The organism is Gemmatimonadota bacterium, assembly GCA_016209965.1.
Taxonomy (GTDB): Bacteria; Gemmatimonadota; Gemmatimonadetes; order Longimicrobiales; family RSA9; genus JACQVE01.
In genome coordinates this window covers 1-25,436 of record JACQVE010000168.1, presented here as the reverse complement: position 1 = coordinate 25,436, position 25,436 = coordinate 1, and the positions used below count along the sequence as shown (strand labels likewise).

Here is a 25,436-nt window from a genome sequence, read left to right as displayed (position 1 = left end):
GTTACTGCCTGCTGGATCTGGGGACCGCCTGGACGGAGTGGACCCAGCTCCCCTTTGTCTACGCTCTCTGGCAAACTTCCGCCGGCGCGGAGCGGGATGCGGAGATCCGCGCGCTGCACGCGTTGCTGCTCGAGTCGCGCGCGTTCTTCCACGCCAATGCCCCCCAGCTCGCCTGCCGTCACGCCATTCGCTACGGCCTCGAGCCTGACCGGCTCCTCCGCTACTGGCGCTCGCTCGAATACTCGCTGGATCAGAGCATGCAAGACGGGCTGCTGCATTTCTTCCGCCTGGCCGCCGAGCTGGGCGAGGCGCCGGCCGTCCCGGCGCTGCGCTGGATCAGCGATTGAGGCCGCGGGAGCCAGGACGCCCCTTCCCGCGCCCGGCGCTTGCTGCCATTCCTCCGCTCCCCTGCCCGAATTGCAATTGGCGGGCCGGCCGCCAAATTCCACGCCACCTCAAGCTGGACAGCCTGGTGGTCGGATGGCTATGTTAGCGCGCATGCACTATGGGTGGAGCGCTCCGCTGGCGTGGGTTGGGCGGTCGGCAATGGACGCCACGGCGGGTTTCGGCCGCTTCGGCCAGTTCGTCGCGGCGGTGGGGCGAGCGCTCCGAGACACCGCCACCTGGGCTCGCCTGCTCGTCCTGCAGATGGCGCGCCTGGGCGTGGATTCCCTGCCCATCGCGCTCTTCATTTCGGCCTTCACGGGCATCGTCCTGGCACTGCAGGCATCCTACACGTTCACCGGCGCCGTCCCCCTCTATTTCGTCGGCGTGCTCGTGGGAAAGACCATGATCCTCGAGCTCGGGCCGGTGCTCACCGGACTGGCCCTGGCCGGCCGGGTGGGTGCCAACATCGCGGCCGAGATCGGCACCATGAAGGTCACGGAGCAGGTCGATGCGCTGGAAACACTGGCTTACGACCCGGCGGCGTACCTGGTCATCCCCCGCGTGCTCGCCGGGATCGTCATGTTCCCCGTTGTTGTCGCCTTCGCTGATGCCATGGGCATCCTCGCCGGATGGATCACGGCCATCAATCTGCTCGATCTCTCCACGCCGGAATTCGTGCGCGGACTGCGCCTCTTCTTCGTGCCCTTCGATGTGCGCTATTCCCTCATCAAGGCGGCCTCCTTTGGCCTGGCCGTCACCACGATCGGCTGCTACTTCGGCTTTCAGACCAGTGGCGGCGCGGAGGGCGTGGGCCGCTCGACCACGCGCTCGGTGGTGGCGAGCAGCATGTTGATCCTGGTCCTGGATGCCTTCTGGGCCGTGGTGCTGCTCTAGTGTCATGAGTCAGGGGTCCGGCGAATTCCTGACTCGGGATACGGGGAGCAGGGCAAGGTTCCGCGAATCGCGTGACGCATTCGGAGGCGGGCGGTGAGCATTCAGTTGAGGGGCGTGCGCAAAGCCTTCGGCGAGAAGGTCGTGCTGGAGGACGTCTCGCTCGAGGTTCGGGAGGGCGAGACCATGGTCGTGATCGGCTACTCCGGCTCAGGCAAATCGGTGCTCCTCAAGACCATCGTCGGCCTGCTCCGGCCGGATGCGGGCACGGTGCTGGTCGATGGTCAAGAAGTGCTGCGTCTGGGCCGCGACCAGCTATACGAGCTGAGGCGCCGCGCCGGCTACGTCTTCCAATTCGCGGCGCTGTTCGATTCCATGAGCGTCGCCGATAATGTGGCCATGGGGCTGCGCCGCGTGCCCGGTATGGGCGAGGCGGCGATCCGGGAGCGGGTGGAGGAGGCGCTGCGGCTGGTCGAGCTCGAGGGGTTCCAGGATCGCTTTCCCGCCCAGCTTTCGGGCGGGCAGCGCAAACGCGCGGGGCTGGCCCGCGCCATTGCCAGCCGGCCCAAGTACCTGCTCTATGACGAGCCTACCACGGGATTGGATCCCGTCACGACGGCGGTCATTGACGCGCTGATCTTGAAGCTCGAGCACGAGCTGGGCGTGACCAGCGTGGTCATCACCCACGACATGAGGAGCGCATACCGGGTGGGCAACCAGATCGCCATGCTGTACCAGGGGCGGATCCGCTTTGTCGGCTCACCGGCGGAGATCCAGGCGGTGACGGACCCCGTGGTCCGCGCCTTCATCGAAGGCAGGCCGGAGCTGGCGCAGGAGGCGGCGTGACTCGCCGGGCCGAAGTCGTGGTCGGCGCCGCCATCCTGCTCGGGCTCCTGCTCATTGGATTCGGCACGTTCTGGCTCAAAGGCGGCAGGTTCGGCCGCGAAGAGCGAGTGGTCTATGCGCGCTTCCGGGAAATCGGCCTGCTGCTCGAGGGCAATGCCGTGAAGCTGCGCGGCGTGCCCATCGGCGAGGTCGAGGACGTCGTGCTCGAGGAGGGGGGGAACGGCGTGCTCGTCTCCTTGCGCATCGACGACCAGGTGAGCCTCCCCGATGACCCCGTCGTCCTGCTGTCGCCCGAGTCCATGTTCGGCGATTGGAAGGCGGAGATCGTCCCCCGCAGCCGCTACCCCCGCTTTGTCTACGCCGAAGCCGCCGATCCCGACGTGCTGCCCGGCTACTCGCTGCCGGACATCGGGCAAATCACGCAGGTGGCCGACCGCATTGCCGAGAACCTGGCCGTGCTCAGCGAGCGCGTGCAGATCGCGTTCACGGAGGAGACCGCCGTCCGCCTGCGCACGGCCATCGAGAACATTCAGGAGGTCAGCGAGCAGCTCACCGGGCTGGTGCAGCGCCAGCAGCGAACCCTGGATGCGCTGGCCGGCGACCTCGCCTCCACCACCCAGACGCTGGAACAGGCTGCGGAGGCCGTGCGCGGCGTGGCTGCGCAGGTCGAGGCGGCCGTGGCCGGCGGCCAGCTCGCCGGCATTGTCACCAACATCCAGGCCGCCACCGCTCAGGTGGATTCGCTCACGGGCGCGCTGGTGCTGCTCAGCAACGACTTCCGCTCCGCCATCGGCTCCGTGGACAGCGCCTTCCAGTCGCTCGAGGTCATCACGGGCGCGGCGGCACAGGGGCGGGGTACGCTGGGCCGCATGCTGCAGGATACGACGCTGTACGGCCAGATCGTGCAGACCAATACCATGGTGCAGGCGTTGATCAAGGACTTCCAGGCCAACCCCCGGAAGTACATCAATCTCTCGATCTTTTGAGCTAAGGGCGGGTGCCCTCCGCTTGCGCTAGCCCTTGCCCCTGCCATTCCAGCCGCCTGCCCGGGACTTGCAATAGCAGGCTGCCATGGCGCTGATCGTTCAGAAGTTCGGCGGCACCTCGGTGCGCTCGCCGGAGCGGATCCGCGAGGTGGCCGAGCGCATCGCGCGCGAGCGCCAGGCCGGGCACCGTCTGGTGGTCGTGGTCTCGGCTATGGGCCACACCACGGACCGGTTGCTCGAGCTGGCCCATGCGGTCTCGCCCGCGCCGCGGCGCCGCCACGCCCGCGAGCTGGACATGCTGCTGACGGCAGGCGAGCGCATCAGCATGGCGCTCCTGGCCATGGCGCTGCGCGAGCGCGGCATCGAGGCGGTCAGCCTGACGGGCTCGCAGGCGGCGATCATCACCGACAGCCGACACACGGGTGCGCGCATCGAGGAGGTGCGTGCGGGCCGCGTGCGCGACGAGCTGGCCCGGGAACGCGTGGTCATTGTGGCGGGGTTCCAGGGGGTGAGCCGGAACCGCGAGGTCACCACGCTGGGTCGGGGCGGATCCGATATCACGGCCGTAGCCCTGGCGGCCGCGCTCGGGGCAGAGCGCTGCGATATTTACACCGACGTGGATGGCGTGTACACAGGGGATCCACGCCGCGTGCCGCGGGCACGACGCATCGAGTGCCTGGACTACCAGGAGATGCTCGAGCTGGCGCAGTCAGGAGCTCAGGTGCTGCACCCGCGTGCCGTCGAGATCGGCGCCCGCTTCGAGGTCCCGATTCGCGTGCTATCTTCGTTCGCTGGCGGCGATGCCGGCGGTACGCTGATCACCCGGGTGATGCGCAACATGGAAGAGCTCTTTCTCAGCGGTCTCGCCTCCGAGTCCGACCACGCCCAACTGGTGCTGCGCGGCGTGCCGGCCGGGATGCCGCCCATGGCCGAGCTGCTCGAGCGGCTGGCCGGCGCGGAGGTCAGTGTGGACATGCTGGCGCAGGCGGACCGGCCCGACGGCCGGCGGCAGGTCCAGCTCTCGGTGCGGGACGCCGTGCTGCCGGAGGCGCGCAGCATCTGCGAGGCCTTCCTGGCCGAGGTCGGCGGCGAGGGACTCGAGGTGCGCCCCGGCCTGGCGCGGATCGCCCTGGTGGGGAGCGGCATGACGGGGCGGCCCGGCGTCTACGCCCGCGCCTACCGGGCTTTGCGCGATGCGGGAATCGAGGTGCATGGCCTCTCCGCCTCGGCTATCTCGATTGCCCTGCTCGTGGACGCGCGCCACGAGGATGCCGCGCTGCGCGTGCTCCACCAGGCCTTCCGCCTGGCACCAGCAACGCCATGAAGGTGGCGATCCTGGGCGCCACCGGCGCGGTGGGCCGCACCATGCTGCAGGTGCTGGAGGAGCGGGGGTTCCCGGCCGAGGAGATCGTGCCTCTCGCCTCGCCTAGCTCCCGCGGCGCCCTGCTGCCGTGGCGCGGCAGGCAGTGGGCGGTCGAGGCGCCCGCGCCCGGTGTGTTTCACGGCTGCGCGCTGGCGCTCTTTTCCGCGGGCGCAGCGCGCTCCCGCGAGTGGGCACCCCGCGCCGTGGACGAGGGCGCGGCAGTGGTGGACAACACGAGCGCCTGGCGCATGCATCCGGAAGTGCCGCTCGTCGTGCCGGAGGTGAACGCGGCCCGCATTGCGGAGCGGCCCCGCGGCATTGTGGCGAACCCCAACTGCGTGGTCATCCAGCTCGTGATCGCGCTCGAGGCGTTGCGCCGGGCCGCCGGGCTCAGGCGAGTGGTGGCCAGCACCTACCAATCGGTGTCCGGCGCGGGGCAGACGGGCATTCGCGCGCTTCGCGCCGAGCTGGCCGGCCTGCCGGCCACGGAAACGCCCTTTGCCGCGCCGATTGCCGGCAACGTGATTCCTGCTATTGGCGCGCCGGCCGCAGGTGGGTGGACGGAGGAGGAGGAGAAGATCCGGAACGAGAGCCGTAAGATCCTCGACCTGCCGGAACTGGCCGTCTCGGCGACGTGCGTCCGCGTGCCGGTGGAAGTCGGGCACGCCGTGGCTGTGACGGCGGAGACAGAGCAGGCGCTTTCGGTCGCGGCCGCGCGGGCGGCGCTCGCGACCGCCGCCGGCGTGGACCTGCTGCCCGAAGGCCAGCACGCCCTGCCCCGCGACGTGGCCGGCACGGACGCCGTGCGCGTCACCCGCCTGCGCGCCGACCCCGACCTCCCCCGCGTCCTGCACTTCTGGGTCGTCGCGGACAACTTGCGCAAGGGGGCCGCGACGAACGCCGTCCAAATCGGGGAGTGGATCCTGCGTGAGCGAGCGCCCGCCTAGCAGGGGCAAGCGCGGCGCGCTGCCGGGCCGCCGCGCCAGGAATCGGACCCGGATCGAGACCAGCGCCGGCGGCGTTGTCTACCGGCGCGCGGAGCGCGCCTTCGAGTTCCTCTTGATCCGTGATCCCTATCAGAACTGGGGACTGCCCAAGGGCCATGTCGAGCAGGACGAGACGCCCGTGCAGGCGGCGCTGCGCGAGGTGGCGGAGGAAACGGGGCTGACCGACCTCGAGCCGGTGGCCGAGATCGCGAAGATCGACTGGTACTTCCACCAGGAGGGGCAGCTCGTGCACAAGTTCTGCCACTTCTTCCTCATGGAGTCCCGCAGCGGCGAGGCCAGGCCGCAGGTCGAAGAAGGGATTTCCGAGTGCGTCTGGCTGCCGCTGGACCAGGCGATGGAAACCGTGACGTACGAAAACGCACGCGAGGTGCTGCGCGCGGCCGGACAGCGCCTGGGCTGAACCGCTGGGAACACCGAGGCCGAGCTTTGCAGCCGGCCGCGTGCAGCAGTTATTTCCTGACGAGCCCTAAACTAGGCCAGAGAGCAGAATCGAATGGCGCGGATCCCGGCATTGCGAGAGGTGCCCTTCCTGCAGGCAGCCATTGTGCTGATCGTGCTGGGGGCGTTCCTCTACGACCTGCGCCTGGTGCTCTCGCCCTTCACGCTGTACCTGCTGCTGCTGGTCCTGCTCTCGCCGTACGCGGGGACCCGCTTCTTCGTCCTCATCCTCTCCGCCGCCACACTGCTCTTCCTGCTCTGGCTGCTGCGCACGACCGGATTCCTGCTCGCCCCCTTCATCCTGGCCGGAGTCCTGGCCTACATCCTGAACCCCGCCGTCGAAATGCTCAGCCGCCGCAAGATTGGCCGCTCCTGGGCCATCCTGCTGTGGGCGCTGCCCGTCGTGGCCGGGCTGGCCGTCGTGCTGGCGGCCGGCTTGCCCGCACTGGCGGAGCAAATCGAGGCGCTGATCCTGCAACTTCCTGGCGCGCTCGAGCGCGCGGTGGCCTGGGTGCAGACACTGAGGGCCAGGATCCTGGCGCTGAACCTGCCCTTCATCCGGGAAGAAGTGGTGCTGCAGTGGTTCGAGGAGCTGGATCCGGAGCGGATCTCGGCGTTCCTGCAGGCGCGTCAGGAAGAGATCGTGCGGCGCAGTTGGCGCGCCATCCTCGGCTTGGGGCGCGGCATCGGCACCGTGCTCACGGTTCTGGGGTACGTCGTGCTCACGCCCGTTCTCAGCTTCTACCTCCTGCGCGACTATGACCGCATCCTCGAGCGGCTGAAGCTGCTGATGCCGGACAGGCAACGCGAGGCGTGGCTCGCGTTCCTGGCGGAATACGACCTGCTGCTCTCGCGCTACCTGCGCGGGCAGGTGGTGGCGGCGGCCGCCGTGGGCGTGCTAACGGGCCTGGGACTCTGGGTGCTGGGCTTTCCCTATCCTGCCGTGGTCGGCACGGTCGCCGGCGTGTTCAACCTCGTGCCCTACCTCGGCCTGGTAGCCAGCCTGGTGCCCGCCGTAATCATTGCGCTGCTCAGCGGCAGCATCCTGCTCTCGCTGGGCAAGGTAGCGCTGGTTTTCGTGCTGGTGCAGCTCCTTGACTCGACGGTATTGGGACCGCGCATCGTGGGTGGCTCCGTCGGGCTGCACCCCGTGTGGGTCATCCTCGCCCTGGCCGTCGGCGGCTCCTTCTTCGGCTTTGTCGGACTCCTGCTGGCCATGCCCGTCGCGCTGCTGCTCAAGCTGTTCGTCCGGCTGGGACTCGAGCGTTACCAGAGCTCCGGCGCCTACCTCCCGCGAAGCACGGGCCATGGCTAGATCGCGCTACTGGAATTCGGCCAACGCCGTATCCGCGCTCCGGCTGCCCCTCGCCCTGGCGTTCCTGGCAGCCGAAACCCCAGTGCTGCGCGTCCTGATCCTGGCGGCGGCGGCCGCATCCGACTACCTGGACGGCTGGATCGCCCGCCGCTTCGGCCAGCGCACGCGCGCCGGCGAGATCCTGGATCCGCTGGCGGACAAGGTGTTTGTGCTGGTCGCACTGGCCAGCTTCGCCCGCAGCGGAGTGCTGCAGATCTGGGAGCTCCTGGTGCTTCTGGCCCGCGACCTGTTCGCCGCCGCCGCGTCCATCAGTGTCCTGCTCGGCCGGCTGCCCGTCCGGCTGCGCGCCCGCTGGGGCGGCAAGATCGTGACCGGCTTGCAGATCCTGGCGGTTCTGGTACTCATGGCGCGGCCGCAGTGGATCGAGGCCGTCGTGCTGGTCACAGGGGTTGCCGGCCTCTACGCGATCGGCGACTACATCCGCGCCGGGCTCCTCGCCTTGCGTGCCCGCAGCCGCGCACGCTAGGATGCCGCCGCGCAACCGGCCATGATGCGGGGTATCATGGACTTGCCGTGCCCGTGCCCGCGGAGCCTGGCCAGCGCTGATGCCATCCATGGAAGCGAAACGTGAAGGAAGAGGAAGCCAAGGACATCACGATCATCGGCGGAGGGCCAACGGGTCTGTTTGCCGCCTTCTACGCCGGGCTGCGTGGCGTGAGCGCCCGAATCATCGACTCGCTCCCGGAGCTGGGCGGCCAGCTCGCGGCGCTCTATCCGGAAAAGTACATCTACGACGTGGGTGGATTCCCGCAGATCCTGGCGCGCGACCTGGCCAGAAGCCTGATCGAGCAGGGACTCCAGTTCGGCGCCGAGGTCCGCCTCGAGGAACAGGTGCAGGAGCTGATTCAGGAGAACGGCCGGTTCATCATCACCACCGACCGGGGGCGCTTCCCTACCCGCGCCGTGTTGATTGCAGGGGGGAAGGGCGCGTTCGCGCCGCGCACGCTGGACTGCCCCGGCTACGAGAAGCTGCTGGGACGAGGCGTCGCCTACCACGTGAAGGATCCCTCCGAGTATGAGGGCCAGCGGGTCCTCATCGTGGGAGGCGGCGACTCCGCCGTGGATTGGGCGCTCAACCTGAAGCAGCGAACCCGTCGGCTCATCCTGATCCATCGACGGGAAGGCTTCCGCGCGCACGCCCATTCCATGCGTCAGATACGGAACGCCGTCGCGGCGGGCGAAATGGCGCTGCTCACCTACAAGGAGGTGCGCGAGATCCGCGGCAACGAGCGCGTCAGCGGCGCGACCATCATCGACAACCGCACCGGCGAGGAGACATCCTTCGAGCTGGATGCTGTGCTGGCGCTGATCGGGTTCAAGCCGGAACTCGGTCCTATCGCGCAGTGGGGACTCGAGCTGGAGAGGAACTCGATCAAGGTCAGCCAGTCCATGGAGACGAACATCCCCGGACTCTACGCGGCAGGAGACATTGTCACCTACGAGGGAAAGCTCGAGCTCATTGCCACGGGCTTCAGCGAGGCGGCCATGGCGGTGAACCATGCCGTCCATCGCATGGACCCCAAGGCGCGTTACAACCCGGGGCACTCGACGAACCTGAAGATCTTTCAGGAACGGGAGGCGGCTGCCGAGCAGGGCGCCACGCAATGAGCGCCACACCGAAGACCGTGCTGCTGGTCGAGGACAACGAGGACAACCTCGTCGTCTACCGGACGATTCTCGAGCACTACGGCTACCGCGTGGTCGAGGCGCGGGACGGCGAGGAAGGCGTGATGCAGGCACAGCAGTCGCGAATCACGCGGAGCCGCGGAGGGCACGGAGCGATTCCTTCACTCGCTCGGCAGATTCAACTCAGGGCTCGAGCGTGGCATGCGCCGTTGATCCACGAACTCACGGCAACTCCGTGGCTCCGCGTGAGAAATTCGTTGCTGCACTTGCGAACAGGGCGCCTTTGCCCCTAACCTCGCGGCGGCGCCAGCGGTAGAAGATGGCGGCGGCGAGGAGGAGTAGCAGGAAGAGAGCCTGGGCGATCATTGTGTCGGCCAGGGGAAAGACTCCCAAGAGCTGGCGCAGCAGCGGGTGATCCGGGGCGCCGGGCAGCGGATGCGGTGCCGTGATCCCGGCTTCCTGCAGGTTGTAGATGCCTTTCCCCAGGAACACGAAGGCCAGGTACAGCAGGATAGCGTTGGTCACGGCGAAGACGCGGCGCAAGGGGAGGCGCAGTCCCAGGCGGATGATGCCCGCGCCCAGGCCCACAATGAGCACGAATCCCGGGACGAAGCCGGCCAACACGGCGGCCGGCCCGGTCTCGAAGAGCAGCGCCTGATAGAAGAGCACGGTCTCGAATCCTTCGCGATACACCGCGGCAAAGGCGAGTCCGGCCATGGCCAGTGCCGACCCGGTCGAAACGGCTTTGCCCAGGCGCTGGCGCAGGTAGTCCTTCCAGTCCTGGATATACGTTTTCTGGAACAGCCAGTGCGAGACGTAGAGCAGCACCGCGACGGCGAGGAGTGCGGTGATGCCCTCGAGCAGCTCGCGGCTGGCGCCGCCCAGGGACAGGAACGAACGGGCCGCCAGCCAGGTCGCGAAGCTTGCCGTCACGCCCAGCAGCACGCCGCCATAGATCTGGCGCTCGTGCCGCCGGTCCGCGCCGGCTGCGGCCAGGTAGGCCAGCAGCGCCGCCACCAGGAGCACCGCCTCGAGCCCCTCCCGCACAATGATGATCCAGGCGTTGACGGCGCCGAACCAGAACGACGCGCCTTCGCTGAGCAGCGCGTCCGCCTCGAGCAATTCGGACTTGAGCGAAGCGAAGGTGCTCTGCACCTGAGCGGCGGCTGCGCCGCCGGCGAGCTGGGGACGCAGCCTGAGGTGGATCAGCCGCTCGATGCGCCCGACCCGCCGCGCCGGCAGCCGGGCCTCGAGCGGCTCGAAGCCTTCCAGGTAGGCACGTTCCACCGCAGCCAGGGCACGGCGGGCGTCTCCCCTGGAATAGGCGGCTTCCGCCAGGGTGAATTCCTCGAGCAGCGCCGCGATCTCCGCCGTGCGCGCGCCGCCTCCCAGTCGAGCCCAGCCGGCATCGGTTTCCAGGACGGAACCGGAGCGCCGAAGCGGGGATGGCGGCGCGGACGCCAGCTCCTGCAGCCGCTCGACCTGACCTCGCAGCCCGGCCGCCAGCGCCTCGATGCGCGCGGCTTTCGGGTCGGCCCGCATCAACTCGTGAAAGGCGGCCTCAACCTGCAGGACGAGCTGCGACAGCCCGGGCGATGCCAGCGCGCCGCCCGGGCCGTATACGCCCTCCAGTGGCTCGTAGACATCCAGATATAGCCGCAGCGCCGCCCCCTGCGCGGCCGGCGCATCGCCGGCCGCGGCAGTGGCCTGGATACTGGCCAGGCCCGCCATGAGCTGCGCCAGGTTGGCAGCCGGCGCTGCCTGATCCCGACCCCCGCCGCTCCCCGCGGGCTCCCCCGCGCTCGAGCCGCAGCCGACCAACAGCCCCGCCAGCACCAGCGAGGGCCACGCCGCCGCCCGCCCGTGGACCAGCTTCCGCCCGCCCGCCTTCACTGCGGCTTCGCCCCCGAGTCGGCCGGCCCCCCGACCAGCGGCACACCCGCTGCCTCCGCCGCCTCAATAACCCGCTGCAACGCTGCATCCAGCGAAGCTACCGCCAGGTGCACCCGCCCGGTGTCCGGCGCTGGAGCCGCGACCAGCAACTGCATGAGATCGTGGAACTCGTGCTCCGCCTTCTCCACTGCGCTGCCCAGCGCACCCCCCGAGATCAGCCGCCCCCGAGGACCCCAGTACTTCTCCAGATACTCCTGCCGCGTCGTGTACAGCTCCAGCGCCCGACGCTGCGCCGCCGCCACGTCGCGCGCCGCCTCCGCCGGAAGCAGACTGATCCCGCTCCGGATCTCCGAGACCCACTGGTACAGGCCGCCGGGAGGAGTGCCGGGCACTACTGCCGCCGCGCTCGCTAAAGTATCGGCCGCATCCCGAGCCAACGTCCCCTGACTTGCTGGGCCGACCGACTCCGTCGCCCGGTCGGCCGGCGGCGCGTCCGCACCGCCGCACCCCAGGGCGGTACCCGCCAGCATGCACACCGCCGGAAAGCGCCAGTACGCGCGCATGACCCCCTCCGTCTGCTGTTTCCAGGATTCGCGGCCCACCCCGCCGCCGGCCCTTAGTTGAGAGTGGTTCTCAACGGCAAGGGTACGGCCCAGAACGACGGGCGTCAAGGGATGCTCGCCGCCGGTCGGCCTGACCGGCGTACAGCCAAGCTTGTCTGCTCGCAGGGCCCCGTAGCTGACACCAGCAGCGGAGCGAACGCGGACGGTGGCGCAACGACGGGCGGCTGCGGCTCCGTTGCCGGGCCTCGCGGACGGAACCTATCTTGCGCGGCGCGGGTTCACTTGATTCGTTGCGCGGTGCTGCGGAAGCGCTGCAGGCGTGGCGGAGTATGGGGGGCGAAGGTGGTCGCATGGCGAGACACTACGACACGGTGATCGTGGGCGGCGGGCCGGCCGGTCTGGCGGCGGGGCTGTATGCCGCGCGCTCGAAGTTGTCGGCGGTGATCCTGGAGCGCGGGCTGCCGGGTGGTCAACTACTCAACACGAAAGACATCGAGGATTATCCGGGCTTCGAGCATGTGGGCGGCATGGAGCTGGCCGAGCTGATGACGAGGCATGCGTCGAAATTCGGCTGTGAGATCCGGACAGAGACGGTGACGGGCATTGCGCGCGATCCGGCGGCGCCGGAGCCGTGGCAGGCCTGGCGGGTGGAGACGGAATCCGGCGAGACGTATGTGGCGCCGGCGGTGATCGTGACGGCGGGCGGCACCGCGCACATGCTCGAGGCGCCGGGGGAGCGGGAGTATGCTGGCCGGGGCGTAAGCTATTGTGCGGTGTGTGATGGGGCCTTCTTCGAGGGCGAGACGATCGCGGTGGTGGGCGGAGGTGACGCCGCCTGCGAGGAGGCGGATTTCCTTACCCGCTACGTCAAGAAACTCTACTTGATCCATCGGCGGGACTCCTTTCGGGCGCAGAAGGTGATCCAGGAGCGGGTGTTCCGGAACCCCAAGATCGAGGTGGTCTGGGACAGCGTGGTGAAGCGGGTCGAGGGCGACGCGGGCGGCGTGAAGCAGCTCGTGCTGCAGGGCACCAGGAAGCCGGATGGCGAGTACGACTTCGAGGGCACGGGGCCGCTGCGCACGCTGGCGGTTACCGGGATCTTCGTGTTCATTGGCTTTGCGCCCAACACGCACCTGCTGGGGGAGCACGCCGAGCACGACGCGGGCGGCTATTTCATCACCGACTGGCGCATGGAGACGTCGCTCCCGGGGCTCTACGCGGCGGGAGACGTGCGCAGCCAGCTCGTACGCCAGATCTCGACGGCGGTGGGCGATGCGACCACCGCGGCCATGGCGGCCGAGCGCTATCTTACTGAGCTCAAGGAGAAGCGGGCAGTGGCCGGCGTGAGCGCCGAGCTGCGCGAGAAGTACAGTTGAGAGCCGTTCTGCGGCCGTTTTTTGACGAGGGGGCCCTCGCGAGATGAGCCGATGTTGACCGGATACGTGCGGGGAGCGATGCGCCAGGCCCGGTACGGGATCCTGGAGGAGGACGGCACGTTCTATGAAAAGTGAGCTGATGCCCTATTCCGTAACGGGCTCCAGGTCCTGGGCGCGCCAGGCCCGGGGCGCGTCGTCCACGGGCCGCAGGATCAGGTATCCCACCACCACCATCAGCAGCAGGCTGCCAATGGCGAGGGGGCGGCCCAGGCCCAGGGTCTCGGAAACGAGCGCCCAGAGTGCCGGTCCCACAACGGCGGCGAACCTTCCCACCATGCTGTAGAGTCCGTAGAACTCGCCCACGCGGCCGGGCGGCGAGAGCGTGAGCATGAGCGGCCGGTCGGAGGTGGGGTTGCCGCCCAGGGCGATGCCGGCCAGGCAGGCCACGGGCCAGAAGAGTGCCTTGGGCAGCCCGGCCAGTGCGATGAGCATGGCGCCCGCCAGAGTGACCATCCAGAGGGTTAAGACCAGGTTGAGCGTTCGCTTGGGGCCGATGCGGTCCACCACATGCCCCAGCGCGAGGCCGCCCGCGACTGCTGCCGCAATGGCCACCAGGAGCAGGATCTGCGCCTCGCGCTGCGTGAAGCCCACCTCGTTGGTGACGTACACGCCCATGAAGATGATCACGGTGTTCGCGGCATCCACGTAGAACACGCGTCCCACGAGGAAGCGCCCGAGCCCGCGGTAACGCTTGACGTGGCTCAAGGTATCGCGCACCTGGCGCAGTGCGCGCCCCGGCAGGCCGGCGTCCAGGCGCAGTCGCTGCTGCCGGCGCGGCTCCTGGACGTACAGGAAGATGGGTATGGCGAACAGCAGGAAGAGCAGCGCAGTCGCGCGGAAGAGGAAGATGTAGCCAAGCCGTTCCAGGAATAGGAGCCCCGTCATCACGCCCAGGAAGGAGCCCAGGTAGCCCAATCCGATGCCGAATCCGCCCACCCGGCCCCGGTTCTCCGGGGTGCTGACCACGGGCAGTGTGGCGTCGTAAAAGATCAGGCCGGCCTGGAAGAAGTAGTTCGCGACGATGAAGAAGGCGATGGACCAGGCCAGCCCGCCCGTGCCGAGCAGGGCGGTGAACGCCACGCAGGTGATCGTGCTGCCCAGCAGGAAGGGGAGCCGCCGCCCCGCCTGATCCGAGACCGCACCCAGCAGCGGAGCCGTGAGCAACATGAGAAACATGGAGAAGCTGTTGGCGTATCCCCAGGTCGCGTCCGTGCCGCCCATGACGTTGATGACCCAGAGCGAGAGGTATAGCGACACGATGTTCATGGAGAAGATCGTGTTGGCCAGGTCGTAGAGCGCCCAGCTCACGATGCGGCGGGAGAGCAGCCCGCCGGGCCGGCGGGCTGCAGGGGGGCTGCCGGGGTCCTGGACGCGTGTGGCCATACAACCTCCCGCGTAGGCGTGTGGGTTCATCGACCCCGGTGCGTCTGGCGCGCGCAATCTATGGCAGGCCAGCGGGCGGGGGGAGGAGCTGTGATCTTATCGGTCCGGGTCCTCCCTGCGCCGCATTGCTGGGCGCAGGGCCGCAGCTTGTCAGGGCTGCCCGGGCGGGCCTAACTTCGCGTCGTGCCCACCTTCGAGTTGCTCTACGAGCTGGCCATGGTCAGCGGCCGGCCGCTGCTGCGCCTCGGCTCGCCGCTTCACGCCAAGCTGCGGCGCGGCCTGGCCGGCCGGCAGGCAACGGTGGCGGAGTTCGAGCGCTGGGGCAGCGCTCAGCGGGATCTCGCGCGGCCGCTCATCTGGTTGCATGCGCCTTCCGTGGGCGAAGCGCTTATGGCCCAGGCGATCACGGGCGCGCTCCGCCAGGGCCGCCCCGAGCTGCAGGTCGCGTTCACGCACTTCTCTCCGTCCGCCGAGCGGATTGCGGCGCGCGTCGGCGCGGATGTACACGGGTACCTGCCCTGGGACACGCGCACCGCCGTGCGCCGCGCGCTGCGGGCGCTGAAGCCGGGCGTGATCGCCTTCGTCCGCACCGAGGTCTGGCCCGTGCTCGCCCGCGAAGCGCGCCAGGTCGGGGCGCGCCTCGCCCTGGTCAACGCCGTGCTCCCCCGCGGCTCCAGCCGCCTGCGCGCAACGGCCCGACTCCTGCTCCGCCCCGCCTACCAGCGGCTGGACGCCGTGGGCGCGGTGACCGAAGAGCACGCCCGTCATTTCACCCTGCTGGGCATACCGGGCGCCCGTACACGGGTCACCGGTGATGCGCGCTTCGACCAGGTTTGGGCGATGTACCGCCAGCGCGCCGCCTTCGCGGACGCCGCCCTGCTGGTCGAGCGGCTGCGGGACCCGGCCGTGGTGACCGTCGTGGCGGGTTCGACGTGGCCGGCTGATGAGGCCCGCCTGCTCCCTGCTTTCGCCCTCATCTCCGCAGTCGTGCCGTCGCGGCTGCTGATCGCGCCACACGAGCCCGAAGAGCCCTGCCTCGCGCGGCTGGAGCGCACCCTCGATGGCCTGGCACTCGGGCATGCCCGGCTGGCCAAGGTGGAATCCCGCCCCGGCCGGCTGCCTGCCGTCGTTCTTGTCGACCGTATCGGGGTGCTGGCTCACCTCTACGCGGCGGGCGACATCGCCTACGTCGGCGGAGGCTTCCATCTGGCGGGGCTGCATTCCGTGGTCGAGCCGGCGGCGCTGGCACTGCCGGTCCTGTTCGGGCCACGGCACGCGAACGCACGGGAAGCAGCGGAGTTGGTGGTGGGTGGCGGAGGCGCAGTGGTAACGGACACCGAGGTCCTGGCGGGACTGCTGCTGCACCTCGCGCGGGACGCCGGGGCGCGTGCACGGGCGGGCCGCGCCGCGGCGGATTACGTGCGGTCCGAGCTGGGCGGCGCCGCCCGCAACGCACAGCTCATTCTGGATGTGCTGGAAGGAGCGGCGCCGGCATGATCCGCGGCTCGGGGCGGGCGCTCCATGGCCAACCCCGCCTCTAAGTGGTCGAGTTCGTAGGTTTTCGTAGGTACGGTCACGGCCGAATGCGACCGTACTTGCGAATTCGACCACTAAGGTGTTGACAGACGCCGCGCCTGTTCCTTATTGTCCGATGCGTGCTCGATTGCGACTCCGCACGGGGCGCAGTGAGCGCTGCAGGTTCTACGGAGTGTCGGGAGAGGACTTTTCGTGAACGCCGCCTGCTGCCTGTGTTGCTGTCGTGGCGCGACCGGCCCTCCGGGGCGCGGCTCGCGGGCAAGACACGCGCACTGAGCGGCGCGTTCAAAGCAGCCCGGCGGTCGCGGTCCTTGGAGGCCGCGGCCGCCGGGCTCGTTTGTGGGGTGCAGCATGCTGACCTCGGTGCAGGCTCACTCGTTGGACCTGCTCATCGGCAATACACCACTGGTGCCGTTGCGGCGACTCGCGCCCGCAGGCGGTGCCGAGGTATGGGTCAAGCTCGAATCGTTCAACCCGGGCGGGAGCGTGAAAGACCGCCCCGCCCGCGCCATGATCCAGGCGGCGGAGCAGGCGGGACTCCTCGGCCCGGGGAGGACGCTCCTGGATGCCAGCTCCGGCAACACCGGGGTCGCCTACGCCATGCTGTGCGCGGAGCGCGGCTACGCTTGTGAGATCTGCGTCCCCGCCAGTGCCAATGTGGAGCGGCTGCAGTTGCTGCGCGGCTACGGCGCAGCGCTGGTGCTGACCCCGGCGCTGGAGGGTTCGGACGGCGCGATCCGGGAGGCGCAGCGCCGGGCGGCGGCGGACCCCGACCGCTATTACTACGCCGACCAGTACAACAACCCGGCGAACGTGCGGGCGCATTACGAGACCACGGGGCCCGAGCTCTGGGCGCAGACGGAGGGCCGGGTCAGTCATTTCGTGGCCGGCCTGGGCACGAGCGGCACCTTCGTGGGCACCGGCCGCCGGCTGCGCGAGTATCAGCCGGGGGTGCGCCTGATGGCTGTGCAGCCGGATTCGCCGCTGCACGGGATCGAGGGGTTGAAGCACATGGCGACTGCGCTGGTGCCGGGGATCTACGACCCCCACCTGGCCGATGCGGTCCTCATGGTGTCCACCGAGGAGGCACAGACCATGGCGCGGCGCCTGGCCTGCGAAGAGGGATGGCTGGCAGGGGTATCGGGAGGCGCCAATGTGGCGGCGGCACGGCGGGTCGCGGCCCGCGCAGGACGCGGGGCCGTGGTGGTAACCGTGCTGCCGGACCGCGGCGAGCGCTACCTGAGCGAGAGCTGGTGGCCGGAGGCGGCGTGATCCGGTTGGCGGCCCAGTTGCTGGAGGTCATGCGCGAACACGCGCGGGCAGGATACCCGGAGGAATGCTGCGGCGCGTTGCTCGGACGGCTGGAGCCGGGGGAGTTAGAGGTGCGCCACCTGCTCGAGGCAGTCCCGCTCGGCAACGAGAGCGCGAGTAGGCGCGGGCGGCGCTATCTCATTCCGCCCGCCGCCGTGCGGCACATCGAGGAGCAGGCGCAGCGGCGCGGGCTGGAGGTCGTTGGCTTCTATCACTCGCACCCGGATCACGGCGCCGCCCCCTCAGAAGTCGACCGGGAGCAGGCCTGGCCCTGGTACGTGTACTTGATCATAGCCGTGGGGCCCGCCGGCGGCGGTGAAGCCCGGGCCTGGCGCCTCACGGACGACCGGCTCCGCTTCGAGGAAGAGTCGCTGAGCATCATGGAGGAGGTCCGTTGAACACGACGATCCGCATCCCGACGCCGTTGCGCACCTACACGGGTAGCACCACGGAAGTGGCCGTGGACGCCGCCACGGTGGGAGACGCACTGCGCCGGCTGACCGAGCACTGGCCGCAGCTCCGGCGACACCTGTACGCCGATGACGGCCGGCTGCGCAGCTTCGTGAACGTGTACCTGAATGAGGAGGACGTGCGCTACCTCCAGGGGCCGGATACGGCCGTGCGCGAGGGCGACACGATCACCATCCTCCCCAGCATTGCCGGCGGGGTGGCGGGGGGGCCGGCGGATCTCAGCTCGGAGGAGATCGGCCGCTACAGCCGCCACATCGTCATGCCCGAAGTGGGCATGGACGGGCAGCGGCGGCTGAAGCAGGCGCGCGTGGTGCTCATCGGCGCGGGCGGTCTCGGCTCGCCGCTGGGGCTGTACCTCGCCGCCGCGGGCGTGGGCACGTTGGGCCTGGTCGATTTCGACGTGGTAGACGCCACCAACCTGCAGCGGCAGGTGCTGTACGGCACGCGGGACCTCGGACGGCCCAAGCTGGATGCCGCCGCCGAGCGGCTGCACGATGTCAACCCGCACATCCGGGTGGTACCGCATCCCGTCCGGCTGACCAGCGAAAACGCCCTCGAGGTGCTCGGCGAATACGACGTCGTAGTCGATGGAACCGATAACTTTCCCACCCGCTACCTGGTCAATGACGCCTGCGCCCTGCTGGGCAAGCCCTACGTCTACGGCTCGATCTTCCGCTTCGAAGGGCAGGTGTCGGTCTTTCACGCGCGCATCGGGCCCTGCTACCGCTGCCTGTTCCGCGAGCCGCCGCCGCCCGGGCTGGTGCCCGGGTGCGCCGAGGGCGGAGTCCTGGGCGTACTGCCCGGCATTGTGGGCAGCATCCAGGCGCTCGAGACCATCAAGCTCCTCCTGGGCAAGGGCGAGCCGCTCACCGGGCGGCTGCTGATCTTCGATGCCCTCGCCTTCCGCTGGCGCGAGCTGCGCCTGCGCAAGGACCCGGAATGCCCACTGTGTGGCGAGCGGCCCACCATCACCAGCCTCATCGATTACGAGGAGTTCTGCGGCCTGAGACCTGCGCGGCCGGCCGCCGCGGAGGCGGACGCGATTCCGGAGCTGACCGCTACGGAACTGAAAGAGCGGCTGGACCGCGGCGAGCCGCTCACCATCATTGACGTACGCGAGCCCTTCGAGTGGGAGATCGCCAACCTTGCCGGCTACGGCGCGCGCCTCATCCCCCTGGCCCAGGTCGCCGAGCGCATGAGCGAGCTGGACGCCGACCAGGAAATCGTGCTCCACTGCCGCTCCGGCAGCCGCAGCGCCCGCGCCCTGCGCCAGCTCCGCGCGGGCGGGTTCCGGCGCCTGTGGAACCTGAAGGGCGGAATCCTCGCCTGGGCCCAGGAGGTCGATCCTGCCCTGCCGCAATACTAGAACCTGGTATATGCCCTGCATGCCGCGGCCTCCAGGACTGGCGCGGCGGTACCGGTTCCGAACATTTTCCGGTAGCCGGAACCGCCTTCACCTCGAGCGGGCAGCATGATGCTGAAGTGGAAAGAAGGATTTCGTTTCGTCCAGCGGGCGGTGTCACGCCATGCGCCGGGGCCGTTGGCGCTGGTCTTCCTGATAGGCGCCCTCGGGCTCGTGCTTCTGGCCGAGAGCTCCGCCCGCCGAAGGAGCAGCGTGCCGGAAGCGTTCGATCGGGAAGGTGGGCGCCGGGTGGCGGGGCTGACCACGTCCGCGGCTGGGCAGGCCGTCGGCGGCACCGGGCGGGGTTGGGGCTCTTCCGCTTCTGCTGGATCCCTGGCCGGTGGGCAGCAGGCGCCGGGGGCGCCTGCTGCCGCCGGGCCAGGGGCCGGCCGGGAGCGGGGCCGAGGGGAAGCGCAGGACCTCGTGGTGGCCCTGCTGACCGAGCGAACGCCGGTCGGTGCCCATGCGCGCGTGCCGCGGCCTGCCGCCGTGCGGGGCATCTACCTGAACGCCTGGGCGGCGGGCTCGCCGCGCAAGCTGTCCGGGCTCCTGGAGCTGGCGGACCGGACGGAGGTCAACACCTTCGTGATCGATATGAAGGAAGGCGGTTACGTCAGCTACCGGAGCTCCGTTCCGCTGGCGCGGGCGATCGGCGCGTCTCGGGGCTACATTCCGGACATTGCGGGCGTGCTTTCGAGGCTCCGGGAGCGTGGAGTGTACGCGATTGCCCGGATCGTCGTCTTCAAGGATCCGGTGCTGGCGCTGCGGCGCCCGGAGTGGGCGATTCGCCGGGCTGACGGCTTGGTTTGGCGGGACCACCACGGCGATCTCTGGGTCGACCCGTTCAACCGCGAGGTTTGGGACTACAACATCGCACTGGCCCGCGAGGCGATCGAGCTCGGGTTCTCCGAAGTGCAGTGGGACTATGTGCGCTTTCCGGACGTGCCCAAGTCCTACCTGGCGACGGCGGTCTTCCCTGCGCAGGCGGGTCGTACGCGGGAGCAGGCGATCCGCGAGTTCCTGCACTATTCCCGCCAGCAGCTTGCGGAGCTGGGCGCCGCGGTCACGGCCGATGTGTTCGGCCTGACGGTCTCGGCGCGGGATGACATGGGCATCGGGCAACGCTGGGAGCTCATGGTGGACGCGACGGACGTGCTGCTGCCCATGGTCTACCCGTCGCACTTCGCCCGGGGCTCGTACGGCATCCCGTACCCCAACGCCCGGCCGTATGAAACGGTGAGGACGGCCATGGAATACGCGCTGCGGCGCACGCCGGAGGGTGACAGCGCGGCGGAGATCCGGCCCTGGCTCCAGGACTTCACGCTGGGTGCGCCACGATACGGGCCTGCGGAAGTGCGGGCCCAGATCGAGGCCGTCTACGACGTGGGACTCGAGGACTGGATTCTCTGGAACCCCGGCAGCCGCTACACGGCAGCGGCACTGGCGCCCGAGGGCGGTGAGCCGCCGGTATTCCCGCGGCCCGGCGGCCGGGATGCAGCAACTCCCGCCGCTCGGCCGGAGACACCCCCGGCAGCCGCTACGCCCCAGCGACCCGCGGACCGGCTGCTCGGCGTGCCCGTGGACTCGGTGTCCGGATCCAGGCGGGATTCGTTGCCCCCGCCCGCGCTGGACTCGCTCTCACCCAGCCCCAGCCCGAGCCACCGTTGAACGCTCAGGCCGCGGGCAGCCCCGCGTAGCGCGGCCGATGAAAAGTCGTGGGGGTCATCGTCGACCAGCAGGATGGAGGAGTCCACGGGCACCATGGCTCAGCCCTGCGGCGCCGGTTTGGGGCCGGCCAACAGCCAGGCCAGGAAGCCAACCACGGGGAAGAGCATGATCCCCGCGGTCCACAGCAGCTTGCGAAAGCCAGCGCTGCGGCTGCCCAGCACGGAAAAGATCGCCCAGAAATCCAGGGCGAGAATAGTCACGGCGAGGAGAAGTCGCATAGCTCCGCGCGTGTTGGCGACCTGGGTCGACCCGGTCGAGCGCCTGGGGGCAAGAAGTGCGCCAGCCTGACGCCCCGTGCGGGGTGGTCTCGGCGCCCGACCCGAGGGGACCGCCGCGGGCCCCTTCCTCCGGGAACCGCCCCGCACCACCAGGGTATGGGCCGGTGAGCCGCACCCCGACTCCCGCCCAATTCCGGGTTCCGCCATGGCCGGCAAGCTCAGTGCGCGCGCCCAGCAAAGATTGGCGACCATCGAGGAGCTGACGCGCCGGCTGGACCGCGTCCACAGCCTGGTCGAGCAAATTGCCACCACCAAGGCCAACCCCGAGCCCCTGATCGTACCCTTGAGGCGCGCGCTGACGCAGCTCAAGAGGCAATTCCTGAGCACCGGATTCGATCACCAGTCGCAGCTTGCGGGCGGGATGGAAATTGCCGCAGGGCGGGGCAGCGGCCAGCGCACTAAGGCGAGGATCCTGCGCGAGGGCGTAGCCTCGCTCAAGTTCCAGCTCGAGATGGAGGAACGGCTCGTCCGTATCGAGGCGGAGAAGGCGGCAGAGCAACCCAAGCAGTAGGGCTTAGCCCGCTCTGCCTTCCGGCTCAGAGGCGGCTCTGGCCGCTCGCGCTCTCCTCACGGCCGTTCTCACAGCCCGGCCCGTCCAGTACCTCCCTCAGCTTGAACGCCAGGGACTCCGGCGTAAATGGCTTCTCCAGAAACGGGGTGCCGGCGTCGAGCGCGCCGTGACGCAGCGCAGCCTCGAAGCCGAAACCAGACATGTACAGCACCTTGAGCTGCGGCCGCGATTGCACTACCCGTTCCGCGAGCTGACGGCCGCCCATGTCCGGCATAGCCACGTCGGTCAGGAGCAGGTGAATCGGGCCGCCGTGCTCGCGCGCCAGCCGCGTGGCTTCCCACCCGTTCTCAGCTTCCAGGACCGTGTAGCCGCCGTCCTCGAGGGCGCGCCGCGCCACGCTCCGCACGGCCGAGGCATCATCGACCACAAGCACAGTCTCAGTGCCCCGGAGCTGCGCTGAGACCTGTGCCTCCCGCTCCGCGGTCATGTGTTCCACGCGCGGCAGGTAGATCTTGAATGTCGTACCTTTCCCCTGCTCGCTGTACACCCAGATGTGGCCGCCGCTCTGCTTGACAATGCCGTAGGCCGTCGAGAGGCCCAGGCCCGTGCCCTTCTCCTTGGTGGTGAAGAAAGGCTCGAACACGTGCGAGAGCGTCTCCGGCGTCATGCCCTCGCCTGTATCGGCCACGGCCAAGACGACCCAGCGGCCGCCCTCTACCTCGCCGCGCCCGCGCCCCTCTGGATCCGTGTCCGCGCTGGCCGTGCGGATGGACAGCTTGCCGCCCCAGGGCATGGCGTCCCGCGCATTGACCACCAGGTTGAGCAGCACCTGCTCGATCTGGCCGCGGTCCGCCCGGATCGGTGCGGACGTGGGGTCCAGCTCGGTGCGCAGCTCGATGTCTTCACCCAGCACGCGGTGGAGCATCTTTCCCATTTCTGAGACGACGCCGTTCAGGTCGAACACTTCGGGCGCCAGCACCTGCTCGCGGCTCACGGCCAGGAGCTGCCGCGTCAGCGCAGAGGCGCGGTCCGCCGCTCGTCGGATCTCCTCCACCTCTTCGCGCCGCGGATCGCGGGGATCCAGGTCATCGATCAGGAATTCCGTGTACCCCTTGATGGTGGTGAGCACGTTGTTGAAATCGTGCGCGATGCCGCCCGCCAGCCGCCCCACGACTTCCATCTTCTGGGACTGGAAGAGTCGCTCCTCGAGCCGCTTCCGCTCGCTGATGTCGCGGAAGATCGCCTGTACGACCCTCGCGCCGGCCACCCGTGCCGGCGTGGCCAGCACTTCGACCGGCATGGCGCTCCCATCCTTACGCCGCAGCACGAGCTCCGCCGTGGCAAAGCGGCCTGCCTGCGCGTCCTCCTGGATGGCGCGCCAGCAGCGCTCGGCATCTTCGGGCGGCGCCAGGTGGGACAGCGCGCGGCCTACCAGCTCGGTGGCGGCGAATCCGAAGAGCGCCTCCGCCCGTGCATTGACCTGCAGCACCCGGCCATCGGCGGCATCGGCAACCACCACGGCTTCCGCGTCCGTGGCGAACAGAGCGGGCTCGAGGGTGTCACTGCCGCGGCTCGGTGAAGACGCCTCGAGCCGGCCAAGGTGGTGGCGCACCAGCAGATAGACGAGCAGCGCGGTCAGGAGCAGGAACGGCCAGCCGCTCAGGCTCACATTCGCACCCGGCCCGGACGACGCGGGCAGTAGCGCGCCCAGCACGGGCGGCGAGCCGAACACCCACAGGCCGGCGAGCGCCAGGTAAAGGACCGAGATGCGGAGCGCCGCCAGGCGAGCCGCGGCGCCCGCGGCCGGCCCGCTCCCTGGGAGCGCCAGAACTGGCGCCCGCAACGCGTTCACGATCTCAGAGTGCAGCATGGCGTGACCTGCTCTTCCTCGCGCCGGCTCCGTTGCGCAGCGCGTGTTCGAAGGCCATGGGCGGCGAGCTCCTGGCCCGTTCACATTCACGGCTTAACTTCGCTTTCACGGCTTAACTTCGCTTCCGGCGGCGTGCGGGCCGCACGGCAACTGCCTCACCCGTCGATCGGGCCGCCGCACCCTTCGAGGCAGATGTGGTCGAGGTACTTGACGGTTCCGTCCGTGCAGATCTGGTAGGGAGAAAACTCGCACGTCCCGCCGCCGGATCCGCACGCGTTCTGCACCTTTATTACTGCATCGGGCGCGGCGGCAAGCTGGTCCAGGTCGGCGGAGACCGGCCCGAGCAGGCCCGCCACCACGAGGAAACCGGCGCCGGCAAACCTGCGAGAGCGCTGGGTCGACAGCATGAGTGGCTCCTTGCGTCCTGAGGATCATCCTGTGACCAGGGCTCGCCGCCCGACTCCGTGTAGCGCGTCATTGCTTGCCCTCCCGGCTCAGTTGGATCTACCAGCTTCCAGCCGTGCTGAGCGGCTTCTGGAACCATGTTCCGGCGGGGCGTTCCTCCGGTCGGCTGCTCCGGCGCAGGCGCGCGGGGAGCGCCCACTCGCCTACGCGCGGGTAGGGGTCCTGGAACGAGGCGTAGAGTAGCGAGTCTCCCGCTGAGACGGTGAACTGGATGACGGGCCGGTCCAGCGCCAGCTCTTCCAGGAAGCGGCCCTCCCAATCGAAGACGTGGATGCGCGCGGGCAGGCTGCTCTGCCCGTTCTGGCCCAGGCGGCAGCCGCAAAAGAGCGCGTAGACGAAACGGCTGCCGGCGGCCGCGCCCGCGTACGCCATTTCGCTCCCGGGATCCCAGAAATGGCGGCCGTCGGCCACGTGGTAGCGGGGCGTGACCGGGCGCGGGCCTGTGGTCGACGCGTACATCTCGCCCGCGGCGGTAAAGAAGTCCACGCGGCTCCTGTACTGATAGCTGAGCGCCAGGCGCTCCAGCCCGGGGTGCACGGCCAGGAAGCTGCGGTTGAGCAGCATTCGTCCCACGCCGTGCGGCACTTCCCGGGCGGAGTAAGGCGGATCCGCGATAATGCTGGAGATTATCCTGCCCGTTCGGTCCAGCACGGTCAGCGTGTGGTCGGGGAAGAGGCCGTTGCTCACGATACGGTCGCCGGTCCAGACCGGGCTGCTCAGCGAGAGCCCCGCGAGGAGCGGCAGCTCCTTTTCTACTACTCCGTCGTCGGGCGCATCCGGCCGGAGGAGCGCCAGGCGCTTGTTCTGGAAGTCGTAGACCCAGACTTGCGAGGGGTCCCCAGGGACTGGCACGGCCCACACCGGATCTTGAAACTCCCGTGGTCCCCGACCGTGGCGCCCGAAGCGCTTGCGGATGGCGCCACTTCGGCGATCGATCAGCAGAAGGTGCGGACTCGTCTGCGGGTCGGACACCAGCAGGTTCTCTCCCGCGATCCAAAGCCCGGAGATCCAGCCGAAGGCGAGCGAGTCGCCGAAGGCGCGCCGCAGCGGCAGCGTGTCCCGCGGCTCGCTGCCCGCCTCGAGCTGGGGCGCCCGCTGCCGAGCAACTGCCGGTGCAGTCCGGGCGGCCTCGCGGCCCGGCAGCGCACCGTCGTCTGCCCCGCACCCCAGGCATGCGAGCAGCAGCATCGGCAGCGCGCGCGTCCGTGTCACGGGCCCCGCGGCCGGCATGGGCCGCTCTCAGGCAAGACCAGCATACCAGGACCTCCACGCGGGCCATCGCCAGACGCTCAACGTCCGGAGGTTGCGGCGGGTCGAGCCGGTCGGCTTCCCGAGCGCGCCAGCACCGGCTGGACCTGGAGCGCGGCCACCTGCCTCGGGATCTCTTCCAGCGAGCTGAGCTGGAATCGGACGCGGCCGGAGGCATCGAGCACGTAGTATTCGGGCGTGCTCCACTGCCCGAAGGCCCGCGCCGCCTCGCCCCGGGTGTCGTGGAAGACCGGGAACGTCAGCCCGCGTTCCACGAGGAACTTGCGCATCTCGAAGGAAGGCGGTTCCGCCGTGATGGTCAAGAGCCGGATGCCGCGCCCCGCAAAGGCGCGGTGCAGTCGCTCGAGCGGCTCGAGCTGCCAGAGGGCGGGGGCGCAGAACCGGGACCAGAAGGCCACCAC

At 69.4% G+C, this 25,436-nt stretch carries 25 protein-coding genes; 17 read left to right on the top strand and 8 right to left on the bottom strand.

Annotation, left to right across the window (positions count from 1 at the left end; translation table 11 throughout):
* The 10 genes from HY703_06815 to HY703_06770 form a co-directional block, all read left to right on the top strand.
* The coding region (locus HY703_06815) for a hypothetical protein (GenBank protein MBI4544886.1) at nt 1-347 on the top strand (347 nt) is incomplete at its 5' end.
* A gap of 199 nt (nt 348-546) precedes the next feature.
* A complete protein-coding gene (locus HY703_06810) occupies nt 547-1,281 on the top strand; it encodes an ABC transporter permease (protein ID MBI4544885.1) in 735 nt (244 codons plus the stop codon).
* 183 nt (nt 1,282-1,464) lie between these two features.
* Complete coding sequence (locus HY703_06805; protein ID MBI4544884.1) at nt 1,465-2,124, top strand: ATP-binding cassette domain-containing protein; 660 nt, start codon at nt 1,465-1,467, stop codon at nt 2,122-2,124.
* Nucleotides 2,121-3,110, top strand: a complete 990-nt coding sequence (locus HY703_06800; GenBank protein MBI4544883.1) for an MCE family protein — start codon at nt 2,121-2,123, stop codon at nt 3,108-3,110. Before HY703_06805 ends, HY703_06800 begins: the two co-directional genes overlap by 4 nt.
* Before the next feature lie 85 nt (nt 3,111-3,195).
* Nucleotides 3,196-4,434, top strand: coding sequence for an aspartate kinase (locus tag HY703_06795; GenBank protein ID MBI4544882.1), 1,239 nt, complete (start codon nt 3,196-3,198; stop codon nt 4,432-4,434).
* Nucleotides 4,431-5,420 carry an aspartate-semialdehyde dehydrogenase gene (locus tag HY703_06790; protein MBI4544881.1) on the top strand — a complete coding sequence of 330 codons (990 nt, stop codon included), beginning with the start codon at nt 4,431-4,433 and terminating at the stop codon, nt 5,418-5,420. Before HY703_06795 ends, HY703_06790 begins: the two co-directional genes overlap by 4 nt.
* A complete protein-coding gene (locus HY703_06785; GenBank protein ID MBI4544880.1) occupies nt 5,401-5,880 on the top strand; it encodes an NUDIX hydrolase in 480 nt (159 codons plus the stop codon). The genes HY703_06790 and HY703_06785 overlap by 20 nt, the downstream gene beginning before the upstream one ends.
* Before the next feature lie 93 nt (nt 5,881-5,973).
* Nucleotides 5,974-7,233, top strand: a complete 1,260-nt coding sequence (locus tag HY703_06780) for an AI-2E family transporter (protein MBI4544879.1) — start codon at nt 5,974-5,976, stop codon at nt 7,231-7,233.
* A complete protein-coding gene (locus HY703_06775; protein ID MBI4544878.1) occupies nt 7,226-7,759 on the top strand; it encodes a CDP-alcohol phosphatidyltransferase family protein in 534 nt (177 codons plus the stop codon). The genes HY703_06780 and HY703_06775 overlap by 8 nt, the downstream gene beginning before the upstream one ends.
* Nucleotides 7,760-7,860: 101 nt before the next feature.
* On the top strand, nt 7,861-8,901 hold the full coding sequence (locus HY703_06770; GenBank protein ID MBI4544877.1) for an NAD(P)/FAD-dependent oxidoreductase: 1,041 nt from the start codon (nt 7,861-7,863) through the stop codon (nt 8,899-8,901).
* Between the two features lie 240 nt (nt 8,902-9,141).
* On the opposite strand, the gene HY703_06765 is transcribed toward HY703_06770, so the two are convergent.
* Together HY703_06765 and HY703_06760 are read right to left on the bottom strand one after the other, a co-directional pair.
* Nucleotides 9,142-10,812: an FTR1 family protein gene (locus HY703_06765; protein ID MBI4544876.1), complete on the bottom strand. Its 1,671-nt coding sequence runs from the start codon at nt 10,810-10,812 to the stop codon at nt 9,142-9,144.
* Entirely contained in the window at nt 10,809-11,375 is a 567-nt protein-coding gene (locus HY703_06760) for a hypothetical protein (GenBank protein MBI4544875.1), read from the bottom strand. The genes HY703_06765 and HY703_06760 overlap by 4 nt, the downstream gene beginning before the upstream one ends.
* Nucleotides 11,376-11,725: 350 nt before the next feature.
* Here HY703_06760 and HY703_06755 point away from each other — a divergent pair, with 350 nt between their 5' ends.
* Nucleotides 11,726-12,751 (top strand): FAD-dependent oxidoreductase, encoded by a 1,026-nt coding sequence (locus tag HY703_06755; protein ID MBI4544874.1) that lies wholly within the window; start codon nt 11,726-11,728, stop codon nt 12,749-12,751.
* A 144-nt stretch (nt 12,752-12,895) separates the two neighbouring features.
* Here the strand turns inward: HY703_06755 and HY703_06750 are convergent, their stop codons facing one another.
* Nucleotides 12,896-14,194, bottom strand: a complete 1,299-nt coding sequence (locus HY703_06750; GenBank protein ID MBI4544873.1) for an MFS transporter — start codon at nt 14,192-14,194, stop codon at nt 12,896-12,898.
* A 183-nt stretch (nt 14,195-14,377) separates the two neighbouring features.
* Here HY703_06750 and HY703_06745 point away from each other — a divergent pair, with 183 nt between their 5' ends.
* From HY703_06745 to HY703_06725, 5 genes are all read left to right on the top strand, one after another.
* Nucleotides 14,378-15,691, top strand: a complete 1,314-nt coding sequence (locus tag HY703_06745; GenBank protein MBI4544872.1) for a hypothetical protein — start codon at nt 14,378-14,380, stop codon at nt 15,689-15,691.
* Nucleotides 15,692-16,081: 390 nt separating this feature from the next.
* Entirely contained in the window at nt 16,082-17,002 is a 921-nt protein-coding gene (locus HY703_06740) for a cysteine synthase family protein (GenBank protein MBI4544871.1), read from the top strand.
* Nucleotides 17,002-17,439 carry a M67 family metallopeptidase gene (locus tag HY703_06735; protein MBI4544870.1) on the top strand — a complete coding sequence of 146 codons (438 nt, stop codon included), beginning with the start codon at nt 17,002-17,004 and terminating at the stop codon, nt 17,437-17,439. The genes HY703_06740 and HY703_06735 overlap by 1 nt, the downstream gene beginning before the upstream one ends.
* A complete protein-coding gene (moeB, locus tag HY703_06730) occupies nt 17,436-18,878 on the top strand; it encodes a molybdopterin-synthase adenylyltransferase MoeB (protein MBI4544869.1) in 1,443 nt (480 codons plus the stop codon). The genes HY703_06735 and moeB overlap by 4 nt, the downstream gene beginning before the upstream one ends.
* Nucleotides 18,879-18,983: 105 nt before the next feature.
* Nucleotides 18,984-20,582, top strand: a complete 1,599-nt coding sequence (locus tag HY703_06725; protein ID MBI4544868.1) for a putative glycoside hydrolase — start codon at nt 18,984-18,986, stop codon at nt 20,580-20,582.
* 98 nt (nt 20,583-20,680) lie between these two features.
* On the opposite strand, the gene HY703_06720 is transcribed toward HY703_06725, so the two are convergent.
* Nucleotides 20,681-20,860 carry a PLDc_N domain-containing protein gene (locus HY703_06720; protein ID MBI4544867.1) on the bottom strand — a complete coding sequence of 60 codons (180 nt, stop codon included), beginning with the start codon at nt 20,858-20,860 and terminating at the stop codon, nt 20,681-20,683.
* 205 nt (nt 20,861-21,065) lie between these two features.
* Between HY703_06720 and HY703_06715 the strand changes: the two genes are divergently transcribed.
* Entirely contained in the window at nt 21,066-21,431 is a 366-nt protein-coding gene (locus tag HY703_06715; protein ID MBI4544866.1) for a hypothetical protein, read from the top strand.
* Nucleotides 21,432-21,456: 25 nt separating this feature from the next.
* Here HY703_06715 and HY703_06710 read toward each other — a convergent pair whose 3' ends face one another.
* The 4 genes from HY703_06710 to HY703_06695 form a co-directional block, all read right to left on the bottom strand.
* On the bottom strand, nt 21,457-23,301 hold the full coding sequence (locus HY703_06710; protein ID MBI4544865.1) for a PAS domain S-box protein: 1,845 nt from the start codon (nt 23,299-23,301) through the stop codon (nt 21,457-21,459).
* Between the two features lie 155 nt (nt 23,302-23,456).
* On the bottom strand, nt 23,457-23,708 hold the full coding sequence (locus HY703_06705) for a hypothetical protein (GenBank protein MBI4544864.1): 252 nt from the start codon (nt 23,706-23,708) through the stop codon (nt 23,457-23,459).
* Nucleotides 23,709-23,805: 97 nt separating this feature from the next.
* Nucleotides 23,806-24,978 carry a hypothetical protein gene (locus HY703_06700; protein MBI4544863.1) on the bottom strand — a complete coding sequence of 391 codons (1,173 nt, stop codon included), beginning with the start codon at nt 24,976-24,978 and terminating at the stop codon, nt 23,806-23,808.
* A 77-nt stretch (nt 24,979-25,055) separates the two neighbouring features.
* Nucleotides 25,056-25,436: TlpA family protein disulfide reductase (locus tag HY703_06695; protein MBI4544862.1), on the bottom strand; the 381-nt coding region annotated here is incomplete at its 5' end.